The organism is Nocardia sp. CA-136227 (genome assembly GCF_050955695.1).
Lineage (GTDB): Bacteria > Actinomycetota > Actinomycetes > Mycobacteriales > Mycobacteriaceae > Nocardia.
In genome coordinates this window covers 6,307,725-6,329,953 of the sequence record NZ_CP192081.1, presented here as the reverse complement: position 1 = coordinate 6,329,953, position 22,229 = coordinate 6,307,725, and the positions used below count along the sequence as shown (strand labels likewise).

At 71.0% G+C, this 22,229-nt stretch carries 18 protein-coding genes; 7 read left to right on the top strand and 11 right to left on the bottom strand.

The window, feature by feature from the left end; translation table 11 throughout:
• Nucleotides 1-11: 11 nt before the first annotated feature.
• The 6 genes from ACQP06_RS29360 to ACQP06_RS29335 form a co-directional block, all read right to left on the bottom strand.
• A complete protein-coding gene (locus ACQP06_RS29360) occupies nt 12-1,157 on the bottom strand; it encodes a serine hydrolase domain-containing protein (RefSeq protein WP_433667906.1) in 1,146 nt (381 codons plus the stop codon).
• Between the two features lie 79 nt (nt 1,158-1,236).
• Nucleotides 1,237-2,661: a protein kinase domain-containing protein gene (locus ACQP06_RS29355; protein ID WP_433667904.1), complete on the bottom strand. Its 1,425-nt coding sequence runs from the start codon at nt 2,659-2,661 to the stop codon at nt 1,237-1,239.
• 98 nt (nt 2,662-2,759) lie between these two features.
• A complete protein-coding gene (locus tag ACQP06_RS29350; protein WP_433667902.1) occupies nt 2,760-3,920 on the bottom strand; it encodes a VWA domain-containing protein in 1,161 nt (386 codons plus the stop codon).
• Nucleotides 3,921-4,059: 139 nt separating this feature from the next.
• A complete protein-coding gene (locus ACQP06_RS29345) occupies nt 4,060-6,417 on the bottom strand; it encodes a DUF5682 family protein (RefSeq protein ID WP_433667901.1) in 2,358 nt (785 codons plus the stop codon).
• Nucleotides 6,414-7,526: an ATP-binding protein gene (locus ACQP06_RS29340; protein ID WP_433673463.1), complete on the bottom strand. Its 1,113-nt coding sequence runs from the start codon at nt 7,524-7,526 to the stop codon at nt 6,414-6,416. Before ACQP06_RS29340 ends, ACQP06_RS29345 begins: the two co-directional genes overlap by 4 nt.
• Before the next feature lie 2 nt (nt 7,527-7,528).
• The gene (locus tag ACQP06_RS29335; RefSeq protein WP_433667899.1) at nt 7,529-10,450 is read right to left on the bottom strand and encodes a DUF5691 domain-containing protein; all 2,922 of its coding nucleotides are present in this window, start codon (nt 10,448-10,450) and stop codon (nt 7,529-7,531) included.
• A gap of 187 nt (nt 10,451-10,637) precedes the next feature.
• Here ACQP06_RS29335 and ACQP06_RS29330 point away from each other — a divergent pair, with 187 nt between their 5' ends.
• Nucleotides 10,638-10,937 carry a SelT/SelW/SelH family protein gene (locus ACQP06_RS29330; RefSeq protein ID WP_357087150.1) on the top strand — a complete coding sequence of 100 codons (300 nt, stop codon included), beginning with the start codon at nt 10,638-10,640 and terminating at the stop codon, nt 10,935-10,937.
• Here the strand turns inward: ACQP06_RS29330 and ACQP06_RS29325 are convergent.
• Entirely contained in the window at nt 10,934-11,155 is a 222-nt protein-coding gene (locus ACQP06_RS29325; protein ID WP_379093988.1) for an FmdB family zinc ribbon protein, read from the bottom strand. The two genes, ACQP06_RS29330 and ACQP06_RS29325, sit on opposite strands and share 4 nt — an antisense overlap.
• A 110-nt stretch (nt 11,156-11,265) precedes the next feature.
• Between ACQP06_RS29325 and ACQP06_RS29320 the strand changes: the two genes are divergently transcribed.
• Entirely contained in the window at nt 11,266-12,825 is a 1,560-nt protein-coding gene (locus ACQP06_RS29320; RefSeq protein WP_433667898.1) for a carboxylesterase/lipase family protein, read from the top strand.
• A 31-nt stretch (nt 12,826-12,856) separates the two neighbouring features.
• On the opposite strand, the gene ACQP06_RS29315 is transcribed toward ACQP06_RS29320, so the two are convergent.
• From ACQP06_RS29315 to ACQP06_RS29305, 3 genes are all read right to left on the bottom strand, one after another.
• Nucleotides 12,857-14,152, bottom strand: coding sequence for a cytochrome P450 (locus ACQP06_RS29315; protein WP_433673462.1), 1,296 nt, complete (start codon nt 14,150-14,152; stop codon nt 12,857-12,859).
• Between the two features lie 112 nt (nt 14,153-14,264).
• Complete coding sequence (locus ACQP06_RS29310; RefSeq protein WP_433667896.1) at nt 14,265-14,981, bottom strand: TIGR03089 family protein; 717 nt, start codon at nt 14,979-14,981, stop codon at nt 14,265-14,267.
• On the bottom strand, nt 14,969-16,426 hold the full coding sequence (locus tag ACQP06_RS29305; RefSeq protein WP_433667895.1) for an LCP family protein: 1,458 nt from the start codon (nt 16,424-16,426) through the stop codon (nt 14,969-14,971). The genes ACQP06_RS29310 and ACQP06_RS29305 overlap by 13 nt, the downstream gene beginning before the upstream one ends.
• A 273-nt stretch (nt 16,427-16,699) precedes the next feature.
• Between ACQP06_RS29305 and rfbD the strand changes: the two genes are divergently transcribed.
• From rfbD to ACQP06_RS29290, 3 genes are read left to right on the top strand one after another with little or no spacing between them, the layout of a single operon-like run.
• A complete protein-coding gene (rfbD, locus tag ACQP06_RS29300; protein ID WP_433667893.1) occupies nt 16,700-17,617 on the top strand; it encodes a dTDP-4-dehydrorhamnose reductase in 918 nt (305 codons plus the stop codon).
• Entirely contained in the window at nt 17,614-18,534 is a 921-nt protein-coding gene (locus ACQP06_RS29295) for a glycosyltransferase family 2 protein (RefSeq protein WP_357087136.1), read from the top strand. The genes rfbD and ACQP06_RS29295 overlap by 4 nt, the downstream gene beginning before the upstream one ends.
• 60 nt (nt 18,535-18,594) lie before the next feature.
• A complete protein-coding gene (locus tag ACQP06_RS29290; RefSeq protein ID WP_433667891.1) occupies nt 18,595-19,686 on the top strand; it encodes a sugar phosphate nucleotidyltransferase in 1,092 nt (363 codons plus the stop codon).
• 79 nt (nt 19,687-19,765) lie between these two features.
• Here the strand turns inward: ACQP06_RS29290 and ACQP06_RS29285 are convergent, their stop codons facing one another.
• Nucleotides 19,766-19,984 (bottom strand): DUF4287 domain-containing protein, encoded by a 219-nt coding sequence (locus tag ACQP06_RS29285; RefSeq protein WP_433667890.1) that lies wholly within the window; start codon nt 19,982-19,984, stop codon nt 19,766-19,768.
• 124 nt (nt 19,985-20,108) lie between these two features.
• Here ACQP06_RS29285 and ACQP06_RS29280 point away from each other — a divergent pair, with 124 nt between their 5' ends.
• Both ACQP06_RS29280 and ACQP06_RS29275 read left to right on the top strand, forming a co-directional pair.
• Complete coding sequence (locus ACQP06_RS29280; protein ID WP_379275064.1) at nt 20,109-20,696, top strand: TetR/AcrR family transcriptional regulator; 588 nt, start codon at nt 20,109-20,111, stop codon at nt 20,694-20,696.
• Nucleotides 20,697-20,734: 38 nt separating this feature from the next.
• The gene (locus ACQP06_RS29275; protein ID WP_433667887.1) at nt 20,735-22,216 is read left to right on the top strand and encodes a phytoene desaturase family protein; all 1,482 of its coding nucleotides are present in this window, start codon (nt 20,735-20,737) and stop codon (nt 22,214-22,216) included.
• Nucleotides 22,217-22,229 lie beyond the last annotated feature (13 nt).

Genomic DNA, 22,229 nt, shown 5'->3' with positions numbered 1-22,229 from the left:
ACAGCGTTCGGTTACGGGCACAGGGCGTGGTCGATCAGGGTGGCGGCCGCGGATTCCTGGGCCAGGATGTGCTCCGGGGAATCGCCGAGGGCCTCGGACATGGAGACCACGGCGCTGCGGGCGCCGTCGCCGGTGACGCCATTGAGGGTGATGTAGCCGCCGTCGCCGCCCTCGTGGGACCAGTAGACGCCGCCGCAGCTCAGCGGGCGTTCGGCGAGGCCGAGGCCGTATCGGCCACCCGGCCACATGGTTTCGAGATCCCCGCTCACCGGCACGGTCCGCTTCATCTCCGCCAGCCGGTCGGCCGGGAGCAGGCGGCCGCCGAGCAGGGCTCGGAAGAAGGTGTTCTCGTCCGCGGTGGTGGTGACCCAGGACAGGTTCTCCGGTTCCAGCGCGACCTGGTCGGTGACGTCGACTTCGGAACCGGGGCCGAAGAACTGGTAGGCGCGGGCGTGCGGCTGCGGGAGCGTGGGCGAGTCGCCGAGCCACCGGGTACCGCGCAGGCCGAGCGGGCTGACGATGCGGTTCTCGATCTCGGTGTGAGCGGCCCGGCCCGTGGCGCGCTGGATGATCTCGGCGAGCAGGATGTAGCCGGTATTGGAGTACTGCCAGCCCGAGCCGGGCGCGAAGTCGGGCGCATGGGCCATGGCGCGGGCGATCAGCTGCGCGGGGGTGTAGGTGTCGTGGCGCTGCTGGGTGTACTCCTCGGGTGTGGTGTACCCGGGCAGGTCGTCGTGAATACCGCTGGTGTGCTGCAACAGCTGACGGAGGGTGATCCGGGCGCCATCGTTCCCATTGCCCCGCACCACATCCGGCAGCCACCGCTCGACGGTGTCGTCGAGGGTGAGCGTGCCCTCGCCCGCCAGTTGCAGGACCACGGTGGCGACGAATGTCTTGGCGGTGCTGGCCATCCGGAAGTACCCGTCGGACGGGACCGGGTCGCCGGTCGCCAGGTCGGCCGTCCCGCTGGTGGCGACCGATTGCGTGCCGTCGGGCTCGATGACGCGAGCCTGCACACCACTGATGCCGAGGGCGTGGATCGCCTCGGTGTCCTGGCGCAACCGTTGGGCGAGGGAGGACTCCGCGGGCTCGGCGCAACCGGCGGTCGCCCCGGCGATCAGCAGAGCGCCGAGGACGGCGGCACAGCGTTCGATCATGACTTGACGCTATGTCCGCCTGCATCCTCGAGGAATCCGGCGGATCCCTGGAATCCGGGTGGGGGAGATCCCCCAGGTTTCACAGGGTGATGCGGAAGGCCTTGTCGCCGAGGATGCTCTCGGGCGTGCGATGGTCCGCGAAGGCCGAATACACGATGGTGTCGGGCTGCAGCGGGGCGTCGGCCTTGGACTTGCTGCTCTTGATGATCACCGCGATCACGATGATGACGATCACCAGCACCGTGACGATGGCGGCGATCAGCCAGGCCGTGCTGTTCGAATTCCGCTGCTGTGGAGCGTAATTCGGCTGCGGGGTGTGGTGCGCGTAGGTCTGGGGCGGCGTGTACGACGGGCCCTGCTGGCTCGTGAAGTGTTGCGGCGCGGGCTGGTTCGGATAGGCGGGCGTCGAGGTCTGCTGGTTGTGGATCGGGTGGTGCGGGTACGACGGGGCCTGCTGGTTCGGATACGACGGAGCCGAGGTCGGCGGCGACGGGTACGCGGGCCCCTGGTTGGTGTAGGTGGGACCGGGGCCGACCAGCGGGCGCGGGGTCGACGGGGTGGGCGTCGGCGGGCGCTGGATCACCGGCTGAGGGCGGGCCGGGGTCGGCGGACGCGGGGCCACGATCGGCTGCGGGTGCGCGGGCGTCGGGGGACGCGGCGGGGCGGCTGGAGCAGAGAGGGCTCGTTCGGCGGCCGTGGCGAATTCGACGCACGAGCGGTAGCGGTCGGCGGGGCGCTTGGCCAGCGCCTTGGTCAGGACGGCGTCGATGGCACGGGGCAGGGCCTGACGCAGCGGGCTCGCCTGGGGCGGCGGCTGCTGCAGGTGGCCGCGGATGACCGCGGCCGGGCTGGTGCCCTCGAACGGGACCGCGCCGGTGAGCAGCTGGAACAGGGTGCAGGCCAGCGAGTACTGGTCGGAGCGGCCGTCGAGGGACGCGCCGGTCAGCTGCTCGGGCGAGGCGTAGGCGAGAGTGGCTGTGACGGTACCGGTCTGGGTCAGATGCCCGGTGTCGTCACGCAGGCGGGCGATACCGAAGTCGGTCAGGTAGACCCGCTCGCTGGAGCCGGTCTTGGAGGACGAGCGGGCCAGCAGGATATTGGCCGGCTTCACGTCCCGGTGCAGGACATTGAGGCCGTGCGCGTAGTCGAGGGCCTTGGCGGTCTCGGTGATGATCTGGACCGCCCGCAGCGGCGGCAGCGTGCCGGGGCTGATGGAGGAGGCGTTCACGCCGTCGATGAACTGCATCGAGATCCACAGCTGCTCGCCCTCATCGCCGCGGTCGTAGACGGTGACGATATTCGGGTGGTCCAGCCGGGCGACGAGATCCGCCTCGCGAATGAAGCGGGCGCGAATCTCGTCGTCGGAGAACATCTCCTGGTTGAGCAGCTTGAGGGCGGTCATCCGGGGCAGCCGCGGGTGTTTGGCCAGATACACCGAGCCCATGCCGCCACGGCCGAGCTCGCGTTCGATGACGTAGCCGGCGAACACATCACCAGAGCGCAAACCGAGCACCCGCTTCCCAAAACCAAATCTGCCACGAGCCTGAATCCGCAGGGCAGCCTATCAGTGCCCGACGCCGCTCAATTGTCGCTGACCAGCCCTCAGCCCGCGTTGAGATGCGCCCAACCTTGCACGTCACCGCGGTCCAGCGCCACCGCGAGCAGGTCCGGGAACTTGTCCGGCGTGCACGCGAAAGCGGGCACACCCAGGGCTGTCAGCGCCGCCGCATTGTCGCGGTCGTAGGCGGGAGCGCCCTCGTCCGACAGCGCCAGCAGCACCACCACCTGCACCCCCGATTCCTTCATGGCGCGAATGCGCCGCAGCATCTCCGCGCGGACGCCGCCCTCGTAGAGATCGGAGATCAGGACGAACAGGGAATCGGCCGGGCGGGTGATGAGCGACTGGGAGTACGCGATGGCCCGATTGATATCGGTGCCGCCGCCCAGCTGCGTGCCGAACAGCACCTCCACCGGATCCGACAGCTTCTCGGTGAGATCCACGACGGCGGTGTCGAATACCACCAGCGAGGTGCGCAGCGACCGCATGGACGCCAGCACCGCGCCGAACACCGACGCGTACACCACACTCGACGCCATCGACCCGGACTGGTCGATGGCCAGCACCACGTCCCGCTTCACCGCCTGCGCCTTGCGGCCGTACCCGACCAGCCGCTCGGGCACCACGGTCCGGTGATCCGGCAGATAGTTCGCCAGGTTCTTGCGAATCGTGCGGTCCCAGTCGATGTCCCGCAGCTTGGGGCGCGACACCCGCGCCGCCCGATTCAGCGCCCCGCCCACGGCGGCCACGGTCTGTGCCGCGATCCGCCGCTCGATCTCCTTGACCACCTTCTCCACCACCATGCGCGCGGTGGCCTTGGTGGTCTCCGGCATCACCCGGTTCAGGCTCAGCAGCGTGCCGACCAGGTGCACATCCGGTTCGACCGCCTCCAGCAGCTCGGGCTCCAGCAGCAATTCGGTGAGGTTGAGCCGATCCACCGCGTCCCGCTGCATCACCTCTACCACGGTCGAGGGGAAGTAGCGGCGAATATCGCCCAGCCACCGCGACACCTGCGGCGCGGACCCGCCGAGCCCGCCCGAGCGCCGTCCGCCCCCGCCCTGCCCGGAGTCGTAGAGCGACCCCAGCGCGCGGTCCATCGCTTGATCATCGGCGCTGCGCAGGCCGCCGCCTCCGAGCCCGGCCTCCCCGCCGCTGCCGAGCACCAGCCGCCACCGCCGCAGCTGTCCTTCGTCGATCTCGTTCATGCCATCCCCCAGGATGTGTATGAGTGGTAAATGCCTGTGCCCCACAGGGAGTCGAGTGGCCGGCCCGGCTCGCACGCGCGCCCGCCCCGCGGCCGCGGTCGAAGACTCCGCGGCCTGTTCCGGCTACCGCCGTGCCGGCTCATCGGGCCACCCCGAGTATCTCGGCGGCGGAACGCATGGCCAGCGCGCCGCGGATCGCGTCGTACTCCGCGTTGCCGGTGGCCGCGGCCGTCGGCGCGCCGTGACGGACGGCCTGGCCGATGGCCTGCCGCTCCCCGGCCTCGAACGCGCCGAAGGTCCGGCGCAGCAGGGGCAGGGTGGCCACGAACTGGTCCTCGTCGAGTCCGCACAGCCATCCGTCGATGAGCGACAGCAGGTTTCGGTCGTGCACCAGCAGCAGGCCGCGGCCGCCGAGGAAGCCGTCGATCCAGGCCGCCTTGTCCGGCGCGGTGCGGCCGACGGATAACGCCGCGGATAGTCGGCGGCCGGACTCCTCGCCGCCGATGCGCTCGGCGTCGCAGAGCAGCCGCACGGCGCGGCCGACGATGCCGCCGTTGACGTCGTCGCGATCGGCCAGCGTCTCGAGGGTGGACAGCCAAGTCCCCGAGGCCCATTCGTCGTCGCGGTTCGACAGCGCCAGGTGCACCGCGTCGATCCGGCCGCGCAGCGCGGCGGCCGCGTCGGCGTCGAGTCCGGTCACCGCGCCCGGCAGGCCGGCGCAACTGCGGACCAGCAGGCTGTCCGCCACCCGGGTCAGCGCCGCGCCGTCGGTGCCGCGCACGTCGCCGTAGCGGGCGATGCGCAGCAGCCCGGGCAGTGCCGACATCAGGTGGGTGACATCGTGATCCAGGGCCGCGACCGTCTCCAGCCGCGCGATCAGTCCGTCGGTGGCCCCGCCGAGATCGGCCAGCAGCGCCTCCTCCAGCGCGGACGCCACCTTCCCGACCGTGGCGTCCGGGTCCCGGGCGGCGTCGAGGATCTTCGCCTCGGCGGCCGACCGCAGGGTGGTGCCCCAGCGCGACGCCTCCACGATCGCGATCGCCAGTTCCGGCCGCCAGCGCAGGGTCCAGGTCTCGCGGAAGGTGCCCGCATTGCGGACCTGGCTGTCGGTCAGCCGCCCCCACTCGATGCCCAGCAGCCGGAGCCGGTGCAGCAGACGCGATCTCGCGAGCCCGCCGTCGGTGCGCAGATCCAGGTCGACGGTCCGTTCCAGCGCCTGCTGCTTGAGCCGCAGCGTCTTGATCTGGGCCCGCAGGTCCGCCTCCAGCGGCACCGTCGGCGTGCCCTCGGGCACCGTCCCCAGCGCCTCGCCCACCACCAGTTCGGTGCTGACCAGCCGCAACAGGATCTCGTCGCCGTCGCACAGCACCGACCGGGTGGCCTCGGTGACCTCCGACAGCCCGGCCAGCGGCCGTTCCCGCAGGGTCGCGAGAGTCTCGGCCAGCCGGATGGATTCGATGATGTGCGCGCTCGACACCGGCAGATCGTGGGCGCGCAGGGTGCCCGCGACCTTGGTGAGCCAGCGGGCGATCGGCTGGTCGGTCTCGGTGAACAGGTGGTGGTACCAGCCCGGGGAGGTGATGCCCGCGCCGTAGCCGGACGAGCTCGCCAGCCGTGAATGCGTCCACGGCACCCAGGTCAGCGTGGCCTTGCTCTTGGGCAGGCCCTTGAGCAGGCGGGCATCGGCCGCGGCCGGGCCCAGCTTGCCCTCCAGCGCGGGCGCGTGCCACGCGCCGCACACCACGGCCAGCCGTTTCGCCCCGTCCTTCAAGGCTTTTCGCATGATCTGCCGCATGTGCGCCTCACGCCGCAGCGTGTGCGCGTCCACCGTGATCCGCGCCGTGGCGGCCGAGAAAGGCTCCTCCTCCGCTGTCCCGGACCCCTCGGCCGGGACGACGGAATCGGATTCCTCCGAGACCTCCGGAAGATCCTCCGCGTGTTCGCGCAGGGCGGCCATCGCCTCGTTGACCGCGGGGAAGATATCGGCGTCCGAGGCGGATTCGACGATGGCGTCCCACCAGCGTTCGGCGTCGTCGTATCCGGCGGCCGAGGCCAGGATGCCGAGCGGGTCGGTCCGATCGCCCGGCTCGTCCTCCACGGCCAGGCAGATCGAGGCCGGCAGATCGCAGAAGCCCACGGACACACCGTGTTCCGCCGCGTACCGCAGCGCCACCCACTCCGGGGAGAAGGTCGCGAACGGCCAGAACGCGGCCTTGGCGGGACTGTCGGGCTGATAGGCGAGCAGGGCCACCGGCGGTGACATGCCCTCGGCCGCGACGTAACCGACCAGCGGATCGGCGTCCGAAGGGCCCTCGATGAGGATGGCGTCGGGACGGAACCGCGCCAACGCCAGCGCCAGGGATCGCGCCGATCCGGGGCCGTGGTGGCGGATGCCGAACACCCGCGTCTCGGCCGGGCCGGCGGCCGTGGTGGAAGCCACGGTCTCGCTCGGCAGGGCGGTCTCGTCGGCGACGGCCGGGATCGTGGCGGCCGTCATTCGTGCACCTCGCGGCAGGCGCGGTAGAAGTCCGCCCAGTCCGGGCGCTGCCGCACAACGGCTTCCAGGTACTCGGTCCACACCACCTGGTCGGCCACCGGATCCTTGATGACCGCGCCCAGCACCGCGCCCGCGATGTCGGCGGGCCGCAGCACGCCGTCGCCGAAGTGCGCCGCCAGCGCGATGCCATTGGTGATCACCGAGATCGCCTCGGCCGTGGACAGCGTGCCGGTCGGCGACTTGAGCTTGGTGCGGCCGTCCTCGGTCATGCCCGAGCGCAGTTCGCGGAACACCCGCACCACGCGGCGGATCTCCTCGACGGCCGCGGGCACGGCGGGCAGTTCCAATGCGACGCCGAGCTGTTCGACGCGGCGGGTGACGATGGAGACCTCCTCGTCCTCCCCGGCCGGCAGCGGCAGCACCACGGTGTTGAACCGGCGGCGCAGCGCGGAGGACAGCTCGTTGACGCCGCGGTCGCGGTCGTTGGCGGTGGCGATCACGTTGAAGCCCTTGGCCGCCTGTACCTCCGTGCCCAGTTCCGGCACCGGCAGCGTCTTCTCCGACAGCACCGTGATCAGCGCGTCCTGCACGTCCGACGGGATGCGGGTGAGCTCCTCGAGCCGGGCGATGGAGCCGGCGCGCATGGCGGTCATGATCGGCGAGGGCACCAGCGCGGCCTCGCTCGGACCCTCGGCCAGCAGCCGGGCGTAGTTCCAGCCGTAGCGGATGGCCTCCTCCGCGGTCCCGGAGGTGCCCTGCACCAGCAGCGTCGAATGTCCGGCGATGGCGGCCGAGAGGTGTTCCGACACCCAGGTTTTCGCGGTACCGGGGACACCGATCAGCAGTAGCGCGCGGTCGGTGGCCAGGGTGGAGACCGCGACCTCCATGATCCGGCGCGGGCCCACGTACTTGGGCGTGATCACGGTGCCGTCGGACAGCGTGCCGCCCAGCAGGTAGGTGACCACGGCCCACGGCGACAGGTTCCAGGAGGGCGGACGCGGGCGGTCATCGGTCGCGGCGAGCGCCTTCAGCTCGTCGGCGAAGGCCTGTTCGGCGTGCGGGCGCAGCAGGGCGTCCGGTTCCTGAGCGATGGTGACTTCCTGAGTAATGGTCACTGCAACTCCTCGAGCATCGTCTTGCGTTCAATGAGGTCATGGGCGAGCTGGTCGAAGGCCTGCTCCCAGTAGGGATCCGCGCAGCGGCGGGCCAGGCCGGACACCATCCCGGCCAGCTCCACCGGGAAGTGGGCGGACGCCGCGCGGAACAGCGTCCGATACGAGCCGGGCACCAGGCTGGGCGCACCCGGCCGGTCGGCGCACAGCCGCGCGCGTTCGGTGAGCAGCCGCAGCACGTGCTCGGCCATCGGGCCGGGCCACTGCCGGGGCATGGCGCGCAACAGGGATTCGATCTCGGCGAGCCAGCTGGAATCCAGGCCGCGCAGGTAACGCACCTGATCGGCTTCGGGCTGCAGCGCGAACAGGGCACGCAGCTTGTCCGAATCGGCGTCGCGGGCGGCCGGGCCGGAGATCGCCCCGAACAGGGCTCGCGCCCACGCCGGATCACCCTGTGCCAGTGCGGCATCGGTCCAGCCCGCGAACATGGGTCCGCGCACGCCGTCGCCCATGGACACCCGGACCGCCTCCTCGGGGGACCCGAGCAGCCGTTCCCAGTGCCGCAGCGGGGTGGCGGCCACCACCCGGTGCAGCCATTCGGTGGCGAGATCGGGTGCGCCGTCGGCGCGGTAGGCGGTGTAGCCGAAGGAATCCCCGACACCGTCGCGGCGGGCGGCGTCGTCGAGCACGCCGGGTCCGGTGGTGACCAGCAACGCCGTGACCGGGCGCGCGCCGAACATCAGCCAGGCCGCCGCCCGCTGCGACATCCGCTGCGCGAGAGCCGAATCCGGCAGCCGCCCCAGCAGATCCGCGGCCAGCCGCCGCACCTCCGCGCGCCGATCGTCGAGCGCGGTCTCGAGCAGTGGCTCGTCGGCGAGCGAGAGCCCGTCGGCGAGCACCGCCAGCAGGTCGGCCTTGCCCGGCCCGGACTCGGTGCCCCACGACCCGGCCAGCACGGCGCTCGCGGCCGCCGGATCGCGCTGCCGCAGCTGGGCCAGCCAGCTGCGCCGTTCCGTCGCCCGGCCGTGCGACCACACGCTGTCGTCCTCGGCGGCCGCCCGCACCAGCGACTTCCAGCCCGGATGCTGTCCAGCCAGCCACCGTCCCCGCGCCCCGGCCAGCCGCAACAGCGGCTCCCGATGCGGCGCGAGCGCTTTGGCGCGATCGAGCAGGACGCTCACCAGGCCGTCCGGCGCGCGGAAGTCCCGCGGCCCGGCCAGGGCGAACCACTCCTCGAGAAACGACGAATTGTCCGACAGCATGTCGATCAAGCGCGCTCCCGCGGCGGCGGGCAGCAAGGGCCGCTCGTCATCGGACGCGGCGGCGCCGCGCTCACCGGAACCGGCGGTGACGCCGCCGCGAGCGAAACAATCCTGCAGCGCAATGGATTCCAGCAAGACAACAGCCGGATCCCCGCTCAGCGCGGTCGCCGCCGCGGTGACGGGCGAGGCCAATCCGCACAGGTCCGCCTGCCGTCGCGCCGTGCCGACCAGCGCCGCCGACACCAGCTCGGCGCTCCCGGCGTCCTCGATTCCGCCGCGGACCGGATTCGGAGTCCCCAGCGCCACACCGACATCCACCATCACTCCGTCGGCGAGCGCCGCGACGGGAACCAGCCCGTCCGCGGTCCACTCGGCCAGCAGCGTCACCGCGTGCCCGCCCGACAGCCCGAGCAGCCGCCACGGCTCACCCTCGGCCGTCGCCACCGGCAACGCGTCGCCACCGGATTCCACTATTTCCCAAGTCTTTTCGCCGCGAACCGGAACGACATCGACGAGCAGCACCGGCCATGACCGCAGGAACGGATCGGCTCCCAATGCCCGCGCTTGTTCGACCAGTGCCGCCGCGATGCTGCCCGGCCGCGACCTGGTCGCCGCCGCGACCTGGTCGCCGTGGTTCTCGCCGGTGGCGTCCGGCAGCGGGATCGTGGTGAAGGGTTCGGGAATGTCCTCGTGGCGGTCGCCCCAGACGGCGCGCAAGGGCGCGGCAGCGGGGTAGAAGTGCAGGTTCGCGTCCACCTGGAAGCCCGGAGCCGGGGTGTCGTTGGGGAAGGCGGGACTGCCGTAGTGGTGGTCCAGGATCAGGGCCCAGCGGCCCGAGGCCCGCCCGCGCAGCCAGACCCGGCGGGTGTAGAGGCCGTCCTCGGTGGTGGTGCGGACGCCCAGGACCTGCCAGCGGTCGCGGACCGCGGGTTCGACGCGGACCGAGTCGGCCGGGGTCTGGTAGCCGATGTGGGTGCGCACGCTGGCGCGCAGGCCGGGGGAGAGCTCGTCGAGGCGGGTGTGCGCGGCCGCCAGCAGGTGCAGCCGGGCGTATTCGCGCAACAGTAGCCGGGGCCAGTCGGAATGGCTTGTGGCGAGCGGCAATTGACGCAGCGTGGCGGCCACGCCGGGGGCCTGCGCGTCGACCATGCGCGCGGCCACGGTCTCGAAGGCCCGCATCGAACGGTCGGACTGGGCGAGGCCGGTGCGGACCTGATCGGTGAGCCAGGTGTCCAGGTCGGCCAGGCCCGCGGTGACCCGGGCGCGGCGCTGATCGGCGGTGGCCCCGGCGCTCGCCGCGGGCTTGGTCTCGGGCGCGGCCTTCTTGGCGGCGCGGGCGGCCCGGCCGCCCAGCCAGTCGGCCGCGAAATCGCCCACGGCGTCCGCGGCGGGCACCTCGCCGGCGCTCCACGACAGCAGCAGCGACAGGGCGTGCTTGCACGGGAACTTGCGGCTCGGGCACGTGCACTTGTACGCGGGTCCGGCCAGGTCGACGATGGTTTGGTACGGGCGGCTGCCGCTGCCCTTGCACAGCCCCCAGAGCGCCGTGTCGTGAATCCCGGTGCCGCTCCACTTGCCGCGCAACTTGCGGGCGGCGGTCAGTGACGCGGCGTCCGGTGCGAGCGAGCCGATGTGATCGGCGGTCCAAGCGGTGGTCATCCATCCCCCTTCCTCGGTTGACATATTTCTATCCGAGGGCACCGACAGATCCGGGCGTCACGGCGCGGCCGGGTTGGATGCGGAAGTCGTTCCGCCGCCACCGATTCGGACGATGCGGGCAGTGCGTGCCGAGGGCCGCCGACGGGTGCGGGCGGGGCTGTCGGTGGGGCGGGATAGGGTCGCGGACATGCCTCGCGTAGCGATCGAATACTGCACACAGTGCCGCTGGCTGCTCCGCGCGAGCTGGATGGCCCAGGAGTTGCTGACCACCTTCGCCACCGATCTGTCGGAGGTCGCCCTGGTCCCCGGCGAGGGCGGCGTCTTCCGCATCACCGTCGACGGCGAGCAGATCTGGGAACGCAAGGCCGACGGCGGTTTTCCCGATATCGCCCTGCTGAAACAACGCGTCCGCGACCGCGTGGCCCCGGATCGCTCACTGGGCCACGCGGACAAGAAGACGGACGAGAACGCCGGACCGGCGAGCTAGCAGCAGCCTCCGCCACCGCAGCAGCCGCCGCCCGCCGGTGGGGCGGGCATGGACACCGGGGCGGCGCCGCCACGGCTCACGGTTCCGAAGGTGGTCAGCAGCTTGACGGTGTCGTCGTGGCCGTCGGGGCAGGTCGCGGGGGCGGACGCCTCGGCCATCGGACGGGTCAGCTCGAAGGTGTCGCCGCAGCTGCGGCATCGATACGCATAGCTCGGCACCCGGCCAGCGTAGACCACACCGCCGAGCTCGTGCGGCGCGCTGACGATGATCGCCCGGCGACCCGCGAACCACCAGTACCCTCGATTTACGGAGTACGAGGAGGTGTCGTATGAACACTCGGATCTTCGACGAGCGGACCGAAGGCGATGACGTGCCGGTGGCACGGACGGTGTACGGCGACGTGTCCGGCGCCGTCATCGGATCGGCCGCGGTCTGGAAGGGCATTCCCTACGCCGACAGCACCGCCGGTCCGCACCGCTTCCGGGTGCCGCAGCCCCCGCGGCCCTGGACCGGCGTCCGCGAATGCGTGCGCTACGGCGACGTCGCCCCGCAGACCCCGGGCTTCGTGCCCGTCGACGCCAATCTGCGCATGGGCGAGAACTGCCTGTGGCTCAATGTCTGGGCCCCGGCCGCCGCCCTCGGCGAACCCCGCCCGGTCATGGTGTGGCTGCACGGCGGCGCGTACTGCCTGGGGACCGCCGCCCAGGCCATCTACGACGGCCGCCGCCTCGCCGAGGCCGGTCAGGTGATCGTGGTCGGCGTCAACTACCGGGTCGGCGCGCTGGGCTTCCTGGACCTGTCCTCGCTGGGCGGGGAGTTCGTCCCGAATCTGGGCCTGCACGATCAGATCGCCGCGCTGGCCTGGGTGCGCGACAATATCGCGGCCTTCGGCGGGGACCCGGGCAATGTCACCATCTTCGGCGAATCCTCCGGCGCGGGCTGCGTCACCGCGCTGCTCACCTCGCCGCTGTCGGCAGGCCTGTTCCATCGGGCCATCGCCCAATCCCCGCCAGCCACAGCGGTTTTCGGTCCGGAGCGAGCCGCCGTGGTGGCCAAGCGTTATCTGGAACTGCTGGAGCTGACACCCGACCGCGCGCCCGAACTGCTCACCATGCCCCTCGAACGCATGGTGACCGCGGCCGGAACCCTCTTCGACGAGGTGCCCGCGCGGGAACCGGGCCGTCTGGCCGCCGCGCCCGTGGTGGACGGCGATGTGCTGCCCGGCTACCCGAGCGAGCGCTTCCAGCAGGGCCGGTCGCATCGGGTGCCGCTGCTCATCGGCACCAACAAGGACGAATCCTCGCTGTTCCGGCTGCTGCGCTCACCGATCATGCCGGTCACCCCGGACGCCGTGAACTCCATGCTGCGCTCGGTCGCCGCCGAGCATCCGGGCCTGTCACCCGAACGCGTCGCCGAGTTCGCGGCCGCCTACGCCGCGGGCACGTCGCGCGGCGCGATGATCATGTCGACCGACGCCGCGTTCCGAATGCCCTCGCAGTGGGTGGCCGACGCGCACTCCACGCACTCGCCGACCTGGATGTACCGGTTCGACCACGCCACCCCGATGCTCAAGGCGGCGCGGGTCGGTGCGGGCCACGCCACCGAATTGCCGTATGTCTTCGGCAATTTCGGCTCCTTCGACTACGACCCGACCTTCTGGCTCGGCGGACGCAAAGCGGCGCAGGAGGTCTCGGGCCGGGTGATGCGCCGCTGGCTGGCCTTCGCCGAATACGGCGTGCCCGCCGCCATCGACGGATCCAAGCACTGGCCGCCCTACCACGCCGCCACCCGGACCACGCTCGTCATCGACAGCATGGACCGGGTCATCGACGATCCCGACCGCGACCGCAACTCCGTGTGGGGCGACGACGTCGTCGGCTTCTACTGAGCCGCAACCGATCCCGCCCCACCGCGGCGGGCTACACGGTGGCGGTGGCGCGGCGGCCCAGGTGCGCGGGCATGTGCGCGTACCCGTGCAGCGTGTAGAGCGGGCGGCGTTCGGGCGCTCCCGCCAGCGCCAGATCCGGAAACGCGTCGAACAGCGCGCGCAGCGCGTGCACACCCTCCATCCGGGCCAGGCTCGCGCCCAGACAGGTGTGGATGCCGCTGGAGAAGGTCAGATGCTCGCGGGCGTTCTCGCGGGTGATGTCGAACCGATTGGGGTCGGTGAACTTCTTCGGATCCCGATTCGCGCCCGCCAGCGACATCACCAGGACGCTGCCCGCCGCCAGCCGCTGATCGCCGACCTCGGCGTCGGCCAGGGCGATGCGCGCGGTCATGGTGACCGGCGGGTCGAAGCGCAGGATCTCGTCGATCGCCTGCGGCCACAGGTCCGGATCCGCGCGCAGCATGGCCAGCTGCTCCGGATGCGACAGCAGCTGGACCACCCCGTTGCCGATCAGGTTCACGGTGGTCTCGAACCCCGCGCCCATGAGCAGGCTCGCGGTCGCCTTCAGCTCGCGCTCGTTCAGCTCCCCGGCCGTCACCAGACTGGACAGAATGTCCTCGCCCGGGGTGGCGCGCAGCTTCGCCAGATGCCCGTTCAGGTACTCGTCCATCACCCCCATGGCCGCGTACGCGTCGCGCCAGGCCCGCCACGAGATGCCGATGTCCAGCAGCGGGCTGGCGGCGTCACCCCAGCTCAGGAACTCGTCGCGGGACGCCTGCGGGAAACCCAGCATCTCGGTGATGATGGCGATCGGCACCTGCTGCGCGAAGGCCGCGATCAGGTCGGCCGAGCCCTCCGGCGGCAGCTCGTCGAGCAGTTCGGCGGTCACCGACTCCACCCGATCGCGCAGCCGGCCGATGGCGCGCGGCGTGAACGCCGCCGACACCGACTTGCGGATGCGGGTGTGATCGGGCGGATCGATCATCAGCATGGACGGCGGCTCCACCGGATTCGGCGGCGTCTGCGCCCGCTTCAGGCGATCGCGCAGCCAGGCGGGCATGTCCACGCCGTCCGGGCCGAACGCGCCGAAGCGGTTGTCGCGCAGGATCGTGCGGATCAGTTCGTAGTCGGCCGTCGACCAGGTGTACGGGTTGTGCACCAGGCGGCCGCGGGCACGGATGTCCTCGATCAGGGGATACGGATCGTGGAGCGCGTCCGACGTGGTGATCAGTTTGGCGAACGGAACGTCGTGGCGGGCCTGCCAACGCAGGCCCCAGCGCGGGGCACCGTGCTCGACCATCCATCGGGCCCAGTATCGGGGACTCATCATCGCGGGACTCCCTCGTCATCGGATGATTCCACGGTACGTACACGCTTGCTGTGGATAAACATCCCGAGGAGGGAAAATGTGCTCCTACCCGGGTAGGAGCACTCGATTGTCAGCGGCGTTGGGCGGTGACGCGCTCCGTGGCGACGCGGCGCTCCTGGGCGGCGGGGTCGGGGTTGGTGACCTGGACCAGTGATGCGCCGGACGCCAGGATCGCGACGAAGCCGTCGATCAGTTCGGCGGGTGTGTCCCAGGACGTGGTGGACAGGACCCGGTCCTCGGCGGTGAAGCCCTGGCGGGCAGCCGATTTGCGAGCCTCGTCGAGGACGGCGGAGACCGAGGTGCCGTCCAGGGCGCAGCCGATGCCGTGCGGGCGGAACTGGTCGCCGTGGACGCGGACCGAGGTGGCGTAGTCGGTGACGCCGATCGGCAGGTCGCGCACCGGCATGCCCATGGGGTCCAGCGAGAGCGCGGCCACCTCGGCGATGCCGTCGGCCTCGTCGATGCGGTCGGCGGTCACCAGCGCCAGTTCGGCGTCCGGATCGGCGTGCAGCACCACCTCGACGCCCGCCCACCAGCAGCCCAGCAGCACCGCGGCGGTCTGCCAGTGCGCCGGCAGCAGGACCGCCACCCGGGCGCCGGAGGTGAGCCCGAATTCGTCGCGAATCATATTGGCGGTCTTGGCCGCCCAGTTGGCCAGCGTGAGCGCGGACAGTTCGATGCGCGCGCCGGTGGCGTCGTCGTAATAGGTGATGCGCGGCCCGGCGGGGTCGCGGGCGAGGATGGGGTCGAGTACCGCTTCGGTGAGGGTCTCGTTCAGTTCACGCATTTCGGTCCGTTCGTGCCGGCGTCGATAGGTGGGGCTGGGGGCACAGGCGTCGCGGTCGCGGTTCCGGAGAAATCGAACGTGGCGCTGCCCTTCGCCGAACCCGGACCAGAATAGTCACCCGCCAGCACCACGCGGACCGAGCCCTCGGGCAGTCCCGGCTCCGCCATCACCGGCAGCCCGCCCAGCGCCTGCGCCACCGCGCGCGCCTTGGGGTCGCCGCCCGAGGCGGCCAGCACCCGGCTGCTCTGCACCGGCCCGCCGATCCAGTTGTCCACCGTGCCGGTGCGGAAACCCTTGGCCGCCAGCGCCTGTGCGGCCTGCCCGGCCAGGCCGCCGGCGCCGGAGGCGTTGTAGACGTCCGCGACGACCGTGGACGGCTCGATGCCGCCGTCGCCCTTGGTCTCGTCGTCGTCGCCGACCGCGGCGGTCACGTACTTGTGCACGGCGGTCGGATCCACCCGGACCACGGATTCGCCATTGTCGGTCCAGCCGTTGAGGTCCTTGACCGGAATGGTCTCGAACTTCACCTCGCCGCCCGCGAGGTCCTGCAGCTGGTGCAGGAAGCTGAGCACGTCCCAGTCGTCGTCGAGCACCACGGTGCGGCCGACCGCGTCGCTGAGCTCCTTCAACCGGCCGGGGCTGGCGAGCACCTTGGCGCTGAGCACCTGGTGCACCAGCTGCGCCATGTACACCTGCTGGCGCACGATGCGGTCGATATCGCCGCGCGGCAGGTCGTGGCGCTGGCGCACGAAGCTCAAAGCCTCTGCGCCGTCGAGCTTCTGCTTGCCCGCGGGGAAGTCCGCGCCCGAGAGCGGTTCGTCCACCGCGTTGTTCAGGCACACGTCGACACCGCCGACCGCGTCGGTGAGCAGTACGAAGCCCAGCAGCCCGACCTCGGCGTAGTGGTCGACGGTGATGCCGGTGAGCCCGGCCACCGATTTGACCAGCGCCTGTCGCCCGGCCTGGGTGGATCGTTGGTCCGCCTCGGTGGGCGAGACGCCCTGATCGATCAGCTTCTGCTGCAGGGTCGACTTGGTGATGCCGTACGCGGAGTTGATCTTTCCCTTGCCCAGGCCCGGGATGTCCACGTAGGAGTCGCGCGGGATGGAGACGGCCACAGCGGATCGCCCGTTGTTGGGCACCCGGATCAGGATGATGGTGTCGGTATTGAGCCCGCCCTCGCCGTCGTCGCCGGCGTGCAGCATGGCCAATTCGTCCTGGGTGAGCGGATTTCCGTGCGCGTCGGTGCGCGCGTCGATGCCGACCATCAGGATGTCGGTAGCGCCGTCGGACTTGCCGCCGCCCAGCCCCAGATTGCCGATCCGCTCGATGCCCGACACCAGTTGGTCCACGCTGTGCCAGCCGAGTCCGGTCACCGTCAGGGCCAGCACCGCGGCCAGCGCGGCCAGCGCCCGGCCCGGCCCGCCCCGCTGCCGCGGGCGCATCGCTGATGGGCGGGACCCTTTCGGCACGGATGCCCAGGCACTCTCCGGCAACCGACTGTCCTTTCCGAACTCGGCCCACTGGACCCCGGCAAGCGAGGTCGAATCGAATGGGAGACCCCCACCCTGCAGGCTAGTGGCGGTAACCGTTCAGTTGCCGTAGCACGGACTCCGTGAGTCGCGCGATGTCGCCCGATTACCCCGGTCTGTCCGAATGAATTCACAGGTCGCGACGGGTTCGCGGGGTGGCGGACGTGGCGTGCCACACTGACAGCCGTGATTGCCGACGACGTGAGCCCGACCACCGGGCAGCCGCGCCACGAGACCGCCCGGCTGCTGGTGACCGGAGCGCGCGGCCAGCTCGGCCGGGCCCTGACCACCCTCGCCCCCGGGGCGCGCGGTCTGGCCCACGCCGATCTCGACATCACCGCCGCCGACGCCGTGCGTGAACTGGTGAAACCCGGTGACGTACTGATCAACTGCGCGGCCTACACCGCCGTCGATCAGGCCGAGTCCGAGCCCGAGGCCGCCTTCGCGGTGAACGCCACCGGGCCGGGCGTGCTGGCCCGGGTGTGCGCCGAACGCGGCGCCCGGCTCATTCACGTCTCCACCGATTACGTGTTCCCGGGCACCGCCTCCCACCCGTACGAACCGGACGATCCGACCGGACCGGCCACGGTGTACGGGCGGACGAAACTCGCTGGCGAGCAAGCGGTTCTGGAGTATTCGCCGGACGCGCGCATCGTGCGGACCGCCTGGGTCTACACCGGCGACACCGGTGATTTCGTGGCGACCATGCGGCGGCTGGAAGGCGAGCGCGACACCATCACGGTGGTGAACGACCAGATCGGCTCACCGACCTACGCCCTCGATCTCGCGGCCGGTCTGCTGGAACTCGCGGGGATGCTGGGATCGGGCGTCAATCCCGGGGGACCCCGAATCCTGCACGCCACCAATGCCGGACAAGCCAGTTGGTTCGATCTGGCGCGCGCGGTCTTCGCGGGCCTCGGCGCGGACCCCGAACGCGTACGGCCCTGTGGCACCGAGGATTTCCCGAGACCCGCTCCGCGCCCGGCGTATTCGGTCCTTTCGGGCAATTCGTGGGTCTCGGGCGGCCTGTCGCCGTTGCGGGACTGGAAGCTGGCACTGAACGACGCATTGGCCGCCGTCTCCGACTATCCTGGGCCCCCGTGAGCCCCTCGGATTCTGTCGGACAGCCCCCCGCCGCGGCGAAAAAACCGCAGCTGGCAGTCGTCACGGTGACCTACTCGCCCGGCGAGCACCTGGAACACTTCATCAGCACCCTGGCCATCGCGACCGGTGAGAAGCCGCAGGTCATCCTGGCCGACAATGGCTCGGTCGACGGTTCCCCGGAACTGGCGGCCGAGGCCAACGCCCACGTGCGCCTGCTGCGCACCGGCGGCAATATCGGCTACGGCGGCGCGATCAACCGCGCGGTGGCCGAGATCGACCCGGACATCGAGTTCATCGTCATAGCCAACCCGGACGTGCGCTGGGGTACCGACGCCATCGACGAACTGCTGGCCGCCGCCCGCCGCTGGCCGCGCGCGGGTGCGCTGGGCCCGAAGGTGCTCGAGCCGGACGGCAGCACCTACCCGTCCGCCCGCTCGGTGCCCGGCATCGCCGACGGCGCCGGCCACGCCATCCTGGGCAGCATCTGGCCCAAGAACCCGTGGACGCTGCGCTACCGCCAGGACAACGAGGCCATCTCGGAGCGTTCGGTGGGCTGGCTGTCGGGTTCCTGCCTGCTGGTGCGCCGTGCGGCCTTCGATTCCATCGACGGTTTCGACTCCCGTTACTTCATGTACATGGAGGATGTCGACTTCGGCGACCGGATGGGCCGGGCGGGCTGGCACAATGTCTTCGTGCCGTCCGCCGAGGTCACGCACGCCAAGGGGCATGCCGCGGGTCGTCATCCGGAGACCATGCTGCCCGCGCATCACGCCAGCGCGTACCGTTTCCAGGCCGACCGGCATCCGCACTGGTGGCAGGCCCCACTTCGGGTGGCACTGAAAGCTGGACTTGCGGTGCGTTGCAAACTTGCGGTTCGATCCGCACTGCGCGAACGAGATCGAAACGGCTCTGTTTAACATCTGGGGCGGTTAGGATCTGCGGTCGCGTATCACTGACCACCTGACACAGGGGAGAAGATGGCGAACAGCGGTAACACCGCCGGGTCCACGGACGCGGTGATCCTGGTCGGAGGCCAGGGCACCCGCCTGCGTCCGCTGACCTTGTCCGCCCCCAAGCCGATGCTGCCCACGGCCGGACTGCCGTTCCTGCAGCACCTGCTCGCGCGCATCGCCGACGCCGGCATCACCCATGTGGTGCTCGGCACCTCCTACAAGGCGGAGGTGTTCGAAGAGCACTTCGGCGACGGCTCCGACCTGGGCCTCGAGCTCGAATACGTGACCGAGGACGAGGCGCTCGGTACCGGCGGCGGCATCCGCAACGTGCTGCCCAAGCTGCGCGCCGACACCGTGCTGGTGTTCAACGGCGACGTGCTCGGCGGCACCGACCTGGGCGGGGTGCTCGAGACCCACCACACCTCCGGTGCGGATGTCACCCTGCACCTGGTGCGGGTCAGTGACCCCCGCGCCTTCGGCTGCGTCCCCACCGACGAGAACGGCCGCGTCACCGCGTTCCTGGAGAAGACCCAGGATCCGCCGACCGACCAGATCAACGCGGGCTGCTACGTCTTCCGCCGCGAGTACATCGAGAAGATCCCCGCGGGCCGACCGGTGTCGGTCGAACGCGAGACCTTCCCGTCCCTGCTTGCCGAGGGCGCGCACATCCAGGGCCACGTCGACGTCTCCTACTGGCGTGACATGGGCACCCCCGAGGACTTCGTGCGCGGCTCGGCCGACCTGGTCCGCGGCATCGCCCCGTCCCCGGCGCTGCCGGGGCAGCGCGGCGAATCCCTGGTCCACCCCGGTGCGGGCGTCGCGCCCGGCGCGCTGTTGATCGGCGGCACGGTCGTCGGCCGCGGGGCCGAGGTCGGCGCGGGCGCTCGCCTGGACGGTGCGATCCTGTTCGACGGGGCGCGGGTGGAAGCCGGCGCCACCGTGGAACGTTCGATCATCGGCTTCGGCGCCCGGATCGGTCCGCGCGCCCTGGTCCGCGATGCCGTCATCGGCGACGGCGCGAATGTCGGCGCGCGCTGTGAACTGCTGCGCGGCGCGCGCATCTGGCCGGGGGTCGACATCCCGGACGGTGGCATCCGCTTCTCCACCGACGTCTGATCCGTCACAACGAAATCGGCCGCTCCCATGGATGGGGCGGCCGATTTCGGGTGTGTGGCGGAGTTTTCCGCGGGCGCGGTCAGCGCTCCCATTTGCCGGGGTTCAGGTGGAACTGCGCCAGCGCGGTGGCGTGCCCGTGGCCCATCTCGTGCTCGGTCTTCAGCCAGTTCACCAGGTCCTTCTGTCCGGTGATGCCGGTCTCGGCGAGCAGGGTGAACCAGTCGTCCACGGAGCGGCCGTATTTGGCCTCGATGGACGGGAAGTACGAAGCCGGGCCCTGGGGCTTGGTGGTCGCCATGTCAGTCTCCTGTGCGCTGGGGTGTCAGAGGTGGGGACGGTGCGCCCCACCGGAATTCATCGTGCCGTGTCGCGGGTCACAACATATGCATCGGTAGATTGTCTAGCAGTGCTAGAGTTCGGTCATGAGCGCCATTCAGACCCGCAAGGAACGCGAACGCATCGAACGGCGGCAGCGCATCATCGACACGGCGCGGGAGATCGCCGAGACCGAGGGCTGGGACGCGGTCACGGTGCGCAAGCTCGCGGATCGCATCGAATACAGCCAGCCCGTGCTGTACAGCCACTTCGCCGGGAAGGACGCGATCGTCTCCGCGGTCGCCGAGGCGGGGATGGCCGAATTCGCCGGGGTGGTCCGCGAACTCCGCGAGTCCGCGGAAACCCCCGAACAGGCCCTGCGCGCGGTGGTCCAGGGCTACCTCGACTTCGCCCGCGACAGCGCCGCCCTCTACGACGCCATCTTCCTGCTGCGCACCGACCTGAAGTTCGGCCCCGACGCGCCGCAGGCCCTCAAGGACGCGTTCGTCGAACTGCTGCTCACCTTCGCGCCCTTCGCGCCGCCGCACGACCCGGAGACCTTCACCGAGGTCGCCTGGAGCACCATGCACGGCCTGGCCACGCTGGATCGGGGTGGCCGACTGCGGCCCGACTTTCGACAGCAGCGCCTGGAAATCCTGGTCGCCCAATGGGTTCGCGGTGACCGACCCCACTGATCACCCACGGACCTCCCACCCGGGCATACGCTGAAAGCATGGCTGACGCGGTGGTGGTCGGATCCGGTCCCAACGGGCTCGCGGCGGCGGTGATCCTGGCCCGCGCCGGGCTCGACGTCGAGGTGTACGAGGCCTCCGACGGCATCGGGGGCGGGTGCCGCACCGGCGAGGTCACGCTGCCGGGCTTCCACCACGACCTGTGCGCGGGCGCGCATCCGATGGCGGTGGCGTCCCCGTTCTTCCGGGCCTTCGATCTGAAGGCGCACGGGGTCGAACTGCTCACCCCGCAGGTGTCCTACGCGCATCCGCTGGACGGCGGCCGCGCCGGGCTGGCCTGGCTCGACCTCGACCACACCGCCGACGGCCTGGGCCGCGACGGGGGAGCGTGGCGGCGGCTGTTCGGTCCGCTGGTGCGCAAGTGGGAGGACCTGGTCGCCCTGCTCATGTCGGATCTGCGGCATCCGCCGATCGACCCGACCGGCATGCTGCGCCTGGACCCCGGGATCGAACTGCGCGTCCTGCGCCGGATGGTCGAACAGGCGACGCCGTTGTGGAACATGCGTTTTCGCGAGGACGTGGCGCCCGCGCTGCTCACCGGTGTGTCCGCGCACGCCATCCGGCCGCCGCGCGGATTCCCGGGCGCCGGTGTGGCCATGCTGCTGGGCACGCTCGCCCATGTGCGCGGCTGGCCGGTGCCGCGCGGCGGCAGCCAGGCCATCATCGACGCCCTCGCCGAGGATCTGCGCACGCACGGCGGGCGCATCGTCACCGGCCACCGCGTCGACTCCCTCGACGAATTCGACGAGGTCCGAGCGGTATTGCTCGATGTCGCGCCCGCCGAGCTGCAGCGCATCGCGACGCTGCCCGCGCGATACAACTTCGCGCTCAACAGGTTCCGCTACGGCGGCGCGGCCTGCAAGGTGGATTTCGCGCTCTCGGGTCCGGTGCCGTGGCAGGCGCAGGGGTGTGATCGGGCCGGAACCTTGCACCTGGTCGGCTCCCGCGCCGAGGCCGTGGCCGCCGAAAAGGCCGTCGCCGCAGGGCGGCACGCCGAGCGACCCTATGTGCTGGCCATCCAGCCCGGCGTCGTCGACGACACCCGCGCGCCCGCGGGCAAGCACACCCTCTACACCTACGCGCACGTGCCCAACGGCTCGGCCGAGGACCTCACCGAGACCATCACCGCCCAGGTCGAACGCTTCGCGCCCGGCTTCCGCGACCTGATCCTCGCGACCCATGTCCGCACCGCGGTGACCATGCCCGCGCACAATCCGAACTACATCGGCGGCGACATCTCCGCGGGCGCGATGACCCTGCGCCAGACCGTTTTCCGGCCCGCCCCGCGCTGGAACCCGTACGCCACCCCGCTGCCCGGCGTCTACCTGTGCTCCTCGGCCACTCCGCCGGGGCCGGGCGTGCACGGCATGAACGGCTACCACGCCGCCTGCCACGCCCTGCGCAAGGAGTTCGGCATCCCGACCGATCCGCTGGAACTGCTTACCGGTCGCTGGCGCAACTGATTGCTACGCTGCG